6 protein-coding genes and 1 pseudogene are annotated in these 5,053 nt (G+C 42.4%); all 7 read left to right on the top strand.

All coding sequences use genetic code 11. From position 1 onward, the window contains the following. Positions 1-308 (top strand): annotated as a pseudogene (locus H9X81_RS11405) (SAM-dependent methyltransferase); the annotation flags it as partial. Beyond that, on the top strand, positions 305-1,777 hold the full coding sequence (locus H9X81_RS11400; protein ID WP_204722146.1) for a restriction endonuclease subunit S: 1,473 nt from the start codon (positions 305-307) through the stop codon (positions 1,775-1,777). The pseudogene H9X81_RS11405 and the gene H9X81_RS11400, both read left to right, overlap by 4 nt. 12 nt (positions 1,778-1,789) lie before the next feature. Then, the gene (locus H9X81_RS11395) at positions 1,790-2,233 is read left to right on the top strand and encodes a hypothetical protein (protein WP_204722144.1); all 444 of its coding nucleotides are present in this window, start codon (positions 1,790-1,792) and stop codon (positions 2,231-2,233) included. Next, positions 2,226-2,642 (top strand): hypothetical protein, encoded by a 417-nt coding sequence (locus H9X81_RS11390; RefSeq protein ID WP_204722142.1) that lies wholly within the window; start codon positions 2,226-2,228, stop codon positions 2,640-2,642. The genes H9X81_RS11395 and H9X81_RS11390 overlap by 8 nt, the downstream gene beginning before the upstream one ends. A 42-nt stretch (positions 2,643-2,684) precedes the next feature. Further along, positions 2,685-3,416, top strand: coding sequence for a hypothetical protein (locus tag H9X81_RS11385; RefSeq protein ID WP_204722140.1), 732 nt, complete (start codon positions 2,685-2,687; stop codon positions 3,414-3,416). A gap of 498 nt (positions 3,417-3,914) precedes the next feature. Then, positions 3,915-4,127 carry a helix-turn-helix domain-containing protein gene (locus H9X81_RS11380; RefSeq protein ID WP_204722138.1) on the top strand — a complete coding sequence of 71 codons (213 nt, stop codon included), beginning with the start codon at positions 3,915-3,917 and terminating at the stop codon, positions 4,125-4,127. Then, a complete protein-coding gene (locus H9X81_RS11375; RefSeq protein ID WP_204722136.1) occupies positions 4,124-4,549 on the top strand; it encodes a helix-turn-helix domain-containing protein in 426 nt (141 codons plus the stop codon). The genes H9X81_RS11380 and H9X81_RS11375 overlap by 4 nt, the downstream gene beginning before the upstream one ends. Positions 4,550-5,053 lie beyond the last annotated feature (504 nt).

The following is a 5,053-nucleotide window of genomic DNA, read 5'->3' as shown; positions in this document are numbered from 1 at the left end:
GCTATAAGCACTTCTCCAAAACCAAGCCGATGAAACTGGAGCATTTCCAGCCGGTATTGGATTGGTGGAATGACCGGCAGGAGATTACCGAGGAGGGCTTTGACAAGGCAAAAAAGTTCACTGTCCAGCAGCTCACCGAGGAACTGGGTTACAACCTCGATCAGTGTGGTTATCCCCATGAGGAGGAAGAAATCCTGGCCCCTATGGATTTGATTCATCGGTATGAGGAGCAGCGTGCCTCCCTCAATGCAGAGATTGACCGGGTGCTGGCGGAGATCACCAGTCTGTTGGGAGGGAGTGCCGAATGACCCCACAGGAACTGAAAAACAGCATTTTGCAGCTTGCCATTCAGGGTAAGCTGGTAGAACAGCGCCCCGAAGAAGGTACTGCTGAGGAACTTTTTGCCCGGATTCAGCAGGAAAAACAGCGGCTGATTGCCGAGAAGAAGATCAAGAAAGAAAAGCCGCTGCCCGAAATCACGGAGGATGAAAAGCCCTTTGATATTCCAGAGAGTTGGAAGTGGGTGAGGGTTCGAGAAATTATATGCTTAAATCCCAAAAATGATTTATCGGATGAACTTGAAGTTTCTTTTATCCCTATGGCATTGATAGATGATGGTTATCGTAACAACCATTCCTTTGAGATAAAAAAATGGAGAGATATCAAGAAGGGCTTCACTCATTTTGCTGATGGAGATATTGGCATTGCTAAAATCACACCATGTTTTCAAAATAGAAAATCTGTCATTTTTCGCGATCTGAAAAATGGGTATGGTGCTGGCACAACCGAGCTATCCATTGTTCGAGTAATAAATGATTTGCTGTCACGAGATTTTTTGTTATGGTTTTTTAAGTCTGCCTACTTTATTGAAACTGGAGTAAAATCTTTTACTGGAACAGCGGGCCAACAGAGAATACACAAGGATTATCTTTCAATGTGTGCGCTCCCACTCCCACCCCTTGCCGAGCAAAAGCGGATTGTTGCCAAAATCGAGGAGCTGCTGCCCTATCTCGACCGCTACGAGCAGACGTGGAGCAAGCTGGAGCAGTTCAACACCCGTTTCCCGGAGGATATGAAAAAATCCCTCCTGCAGTACGCCATCCAGGGCAAGCTGGTGGAACAGCGCCCCGAAGAAGGTACAGCGGAAGAACTCTTTGCACAGATTCAGGAGGAAAAACGGCGCCTGATTGCGGAGAAGAAGATCAAGAAAGAAAAAAACCTGCCCGAAATCACAGAGGATGAAAAGCCGTTTGAGATTCCGGAGAGTTGGAAGTGGGTGAGGTTGCAACAAATTGGAGAATTAAGTCGCGGACGATCCCAAAAGCGGCCAAGGAACGACCCCAGTCTGTTCGTAAATGGAACAGTTCCTTTTATTCAGACTGGAGATGTTGCCCGCGCTAATGGCCATATTTTGTGTTGGTCAGCCATGTACAATCAAGAAGGTGTTGAGCAAAGTAGACTCTGGCCTTCTGGTACAGTTTGTCTTACTATTGCAGCAAATATTGGCGATGTTGCAATTTTGGACTTTGACGGATGCTTTCCAGATAGTGTAGTAGGCTTTAATGCCTATAAGCCCATCGTGTCGAATGAATTTTTTATGTATGGACTTATGTGCTATAAAACCATTCTCGGTAAACTATCTCGTTCAACAGCACAAAAAAATATCAATATAGAAATATTGTCTCAGATAGCATTTCCGTTGCCTCCTCTATCTGAGCAAAAACGCATCGTTGAAAAACTGGAGCAGCTGCTGCCGCTGTGTGAGCGGTTGAAGTGAGGTGAGTACCGGGTGATTTACAGTTTCTTTAAGTTTTTTGGCACAAACGAAATTGTCCTTGGTATCACTTCTTTAGCGGGGATTGTTAGTTTTGTCTTAACAATTTTTGTAACAATCAGGACTGCTAATATTAGCAAGATACTAAAATATAATGATACGACAAATTTATACAATAGAGAGCGAACAGCGTTTAAAAAGGTATTTGAAGGTCATAAGCAAAGTATTATAGAAGATGGAATCAAAACAGATGCCATTCTAAAAAGTATTCTTCAAAATATTGAGGAATATCGTATGAAGTTTTCTGAAATACTTCCATTATGGGAGAAAATTACATTATGGAATTTCGTGAGACTTCTCAAAAAAGATGCCTCGAAAGTTGATTTTAACAAGGTTTGTAATTATCTTTCAACCCTATCTGGTCGCTTATCCAAAAAGGAGGATATTAAACATGGTTGAGAAAAAGTATATTAATTTTATTGAAAAGTTGACTAAAATGACAAAAGACAACTTGATTAAATGGGAGTACTTGGATTCGACTACTCATCTGTGCCAGAACATGAATTGGATGGAGGGTGATAGTGGTCTTTTGGCAATAACAGGAGCTATATCAGGAAAGCTTGAGCGCACATATGAGTTTGATAGAGAAAGAAGTTTCTATTGCAAAAGTAATGAAAATTACATTGTTCTTTATGTTACCACTGGTAATCCGGCCATTATGTTTGTAATTCCCCCCACATTCAAAAAAATCATTCAGCTTTTGCCTGAGGATTATGGAGATTATATAACTCGCTTGCTTAATTTAGTAGAAAGTCAATTTCCAAGTGCTGACGCATTTATTGACGATTTCCTTAAAGATGAGGAATAGTTCGATGAGAAAGTTGTTCTTCCAATTCCAAAGGAGAGTCTTATGTTAAGCTGGATTACCAAACATAAAGTAAAGGCAATAATGGTTATTGTGAGTATAATATGCCTTTTCGGATTTGTACCATTACTAATCAACCATTTGTATAAAACACCTGCTCCTGTTAAATTGTTTCAGATGAAGTGGGAAGCTTCAGATGCGTTATCCTTTTATGGATCAGTGCTTGGTTTTTTGGGAAGTTTTTTATTAGGAGCTGTTTCAGTATTTCAAAATAAGCAACTTCATAACGAAATGAGAGAGCGAGAAGAAAAATATCGCTGGGAAGAAAAGGAATTATTATACAGACCACAATTTTATCTTTATGATGTAACCACCCCCTGTGGTGATAGCCAGAGAGATATACACGGTATTTGGGAGATTAAGATTCCACTGCCTGTTCCAGAAGGCAGCAGTGAAATAGCTAAGTTAACATTGAAAGTGACAAATGGAAGATATATACATGATTATCATGATTATGGAAAACTATATTATTATGACCAAATTCCGCAAATTCCCTTTTACAAAGCGGGGGAGAATATTCCTGTTGATGGATCTTTATCAATTATTTTGACTGAGGAACAGTGTTCACAAGACGGTATTTTACATTTTGTTTTTGTATGTAAAAATGAATTGAATATTAAATATAGACAAATCATACCGTTTAATATACAGCATACTCCCCAATACATCAGCATAAGGATTCATGAACTGGGTCCAGTGCAACTATGTGAAAAATAATTAATTAGAGGAGAGGAAATTGTATTTCAGGGTGTCCATATGATCGTATGGTATATGACGTTTAATACAATATCTGCTGAAAAGAGCACAAGTATCCACCGGAGGGGATGGAAGATGCAATGCAGACGGTTATGAGCCAGTGTGAGATGTGGACAGATCAGGATCTGTAGGTTTAATATTGGCTCTACCATATCGATATGCCATCGAAGAGGAGAGATCAGCAGAGGCTGGTCTCTCCTCGTTTTTTCGATTGAAATCTTTCCAAGTCTATACAGAGCACTCTTGACAAGTTCAAACAGATCATGTTACAATGCAAGTAAAGAACGTTTGTTCTAATTATAGCTGGTGTACTACCAGCATTTTTTAGTCGATCAAACAGATCAGACATACATACCAAACTGAATAACACTGTAAGTACCGGGTAAGGTGCTGTTGTTGTGTTGCTCAGGAAAGGTGTGTATGTCTTTTTCTTTTGCAGTCGGAAAGGAGGAATGTTGTATGAAAGAGTCTACCTACAAAAGTTATGATGAGCTGCCGTTGTTTCTGAATGCTGAAACAGTGGCAAAGGTGTTGGGTGTTGCTCCATCCACGGTCTATGAGCTGATGCACGAAGCGGATTTCCCTATCCTGAAGATCGGCAACCGGATGGTTGTCCCGAAGGAGCAGTTCATAGCCTGGGTGCAGCACCATACAGAAGGAGGGATTCAGTGAAGCATCAGAAGTGGTCGAAACGTGATCCAATCAAAAACTTTTTTCCAGTACCAAATGAAGTGTTCCTGCTTGGTCTCTCACCGGGAGAGCTGGCAGTATATTCCTATCTGCTTTTCTGCGAGGACAGAAGTACTTATCAGTGCTGGCCAAGTTTCAAAACCATTGGGAAGGCTACTGGAATGAGCACCAATACGGTGCGAAAATATGTGCGGATGCTGGAAGACCGAGGGTTGATCACCACAGAGCCAACCAGCATCACCACAAAGTTCGGTCAAAAGCGAAATGGAAATCTTCTCTTCATCCTCCGCCCGATCCAGGAAGCGGTGGAGCAATTCTACCAGCGGCAGTTGGAGAAAATATCCCTGGGTGTGCAGAGGGAGAAAGCATCGGGTACGAAAGCTAAGCAGGAACGCCCTGCGTGACCGGCTGTGTGGGCTTGTGTGAGGCTTTCCCGGTCGAGGTAGGGAAACAATACCCAAACTCATAGCAACGCCGATTTGGACCAATTTTGAGGCAGCTTGAGAAAGTGCATTCTATTGCAGAGACGAGAAGAAAAAGAGAAGGATTCTATGGTCCCATAATAATGTTCTATGGAACATTATTATGGGACTGAAGGGATGATCGCCTTATGCAAAAACTGCGCCGCATAAACAAAGAAAAAGACTTTGGGGATGAGCCCAGAAAAAGAAGGAATCCCGAAGACCGGTAGGCAGCAAAGCCGGATGGTCCTCCGCTGTCCCACCTGTGTGGGCCTGTGTGCGGCTTTTGCCGGGAGAGTAAGGAAACAATCCCTCACTCCCATGCAAGCCCCTGTTGGGCTGTTTTTGCGGGGCGTTTGGAAAGGCGGGGTTTTTCGAGTCAGTGTGGGTCATCCGGGGCTAGGTGGGACCAAAATCCCATGCACAAATCCGCTGCATCTGACAAGT

Origin of the sequence: Hydrogenoanaerobacterium saccharovorans (genome assembly GCF_016901815.1) — a bacterium.
GTDB classification, from domain to species: domain Bacteria; phylum Bacillota; class Clostridia; order Oscillospirales; family Ruminococcaceae; genus Avimicrobium; species Avimicrobium caecorum.
Note: the sequence above shows the minus strand (reverse complement) of the source record. Positions and strands in the feature narration are given on the sequence as shown.